Genomic DNA, 1,452 nt, shown 5'->3' on the forward strand with positions numbered 1-1,452 from the left:
CAGCCGTACCACCCGGTCCCCCCACAGAATCCCCACGCCGCACTCCCTCCCACCCCCCGAACGAACCCGGTGCGATCCCCGGTTCCACCTCCGGGTTACGCTCGCCCGACGATGCCCGACATACCCCTGTCGACCCTGGTCATGCTGTGTGTCGTCGCCGCCGCGGCAGGCTGGATCGACGCCGTGGTGGGCGGTGGCGGGCTGCTGTTGCTGCCCGCGCTGCTGCTGGGCCATCCGCATCTGCAGCCCGCGTACCTGCTCGGGACGAACAAGGCCGTGGCCATCGTCGGCACCTCCGCGGCGGCGGTGACGTACGCCCGCAGGTCGCCCGTCGACGTGCGGCTGGCCGTGCGCATCGGGGCGGCGGCGCTCGCCGGCTCCGCGCTGGGGGCGTTCTTCGCCGCGGGGGTGAGCAGCGACGTCCTGCGGCCGGTGATCATGGGGGTGCTGCTCGCCGTCCTGGCGTTCGTCGCGCTGCGCCCGTCGTTCGGCACGGACGCCCCCGCGACCGGCCCGGTCACCCCGCGGCGGGTGGCCGCCGCGGTGGCGCTGGCGGGGCTGGGCATCGGCTTCTACGACGGGCTGATAGGCCCGGGTACGGGCACGTTCCTGGTGCTCGCGCTGACGGCCGTGCTGCGGCTGAACCTCGTGCAGGCGTCCGCCACCGCCAAGATCGTCAACGTCTGCACCAACTTCGGCGCGCTCGTGATGTTCTCGGTCCAGGGCACGGTGCTGTGGTCGCTGGCCGCGCTGCTGGCGGTGTTCAACCTGGGCGGCGGCTGGTTCGGCGCGCACATGGCGCTGAAGAAGGGCAGCGGCTTCGTCCGCGGCGTCCTGGTGGTCACGGTCGTGGGGCTGGTCGCCAAGCTCGCCTACGATCAGTGGGCATGACGGACTTCCTGACGGTACTGACGACGACGGACGCCCGGGAGAAGGCCGAGGCGCTGGCCCGCGGGGCGGTGGAGGCGCATCTGGCGGCGTGCGCACAGGTGAGCGCGCCGGTCACGTCCGTGTACCGGTGGGAGGGCGCGGTCGAGGAGTCCACGGAGTGGCAGGTGCTGCTCAAGACGACGACCGCCCGGTACGCGGAGCTGGAGACCCACCTGCGTACGGCACACGACTACGACGAGCCGGAGATCATCGCCACCCCGGTCACCCACGGCAGCGCGGGGTATCTGACGTGGGTGGAGCGGGAGACGGCCACCTGAGCCCGGGACCCGGGCGCGGGCGCGGCTGCGTACTCAGGACGTCCGCGCCTCCGCCGCGGCCGCCTGCCCGCTACTCCCCCGCAGGCTCCACCCGCACCGCGCACACCTTGAACTCCGGCATCCGCGACACCGGATCCAGCGCCGGGTTCGTCACCGTGTTCACCCGGCCGGCGCCCGGCCAGTGGAACGGCATGAACACCGTGTCCGCCCTGATCGCCGTGCTGATCATCGCCGGTGCCACGGC

3 protein-coding genes are annotated in these 1,452 nt (G+C 72.9%); 2 read left to right on the plus strand and 1 reads right to left on the minus strand.

Going from position 1 to position 1,452, the window contains the following annotated elements:
* Positions 1-111: 111 nt before the first annotated feature.
* Complete coding sequence (locus H5J30_RS33045) at positions 112-891, plus strand: sulfite exporter TauE/SafE family protein (protein ID WP_181791389.1); 780 nt, start codon at positions 112-114, stop codon at positions 889-891.
* Complete coding sequence (cutA, locus tag H5J30_RS33050) at positions 888-1,208, plus strand: divalent-cation tolerance protein CutA (protein ID WP_181791391.1); 321 nt, start codon at positions 888-890, stop codon at positions 1,206-1,208. Before H5J30_RS33045 ends, cutA begins: the two co-directional genes overlap by 4 nt.
* Positions 1,209-1,278: 70 nt before the next feature.
* Here the strand turns inward: cutA and H5J30_RS33055 are convergent.
* On the minus strand, positions 1,279-1,452 hold a 174-nt coding region (locus H5J30_RS33055; protein WP_181791392.1), incomplete at its 5' end, for a molybdopterin dinucleotide binding domain-containing protein.

The organism is Streptomyces phytophilus, assembly GCF_013870535.1.
Taxonomy (GTDB): domain Bacteria; phylum Actinomycetota; class Actinomycetes; order Streptomycetales; family Streptomycetaceae; genus Streptomyces; species Streptomyces phytophilus.

Coding starts and splice junctions, on each gene's coding strand:
- cutA (WP_181791391.1), top strand. CDS start 888: ATGACGGACTTCCTGACGGTACTGACGACGACGGACGCCCGGGAGAAG.
- H5J30_RS33045 (WP_181791389.1), top strand. CDS start 112: ATGCCCGACATACCCCTGTCGACCCTGGTCATGCTGTGTGTCGTCGCC.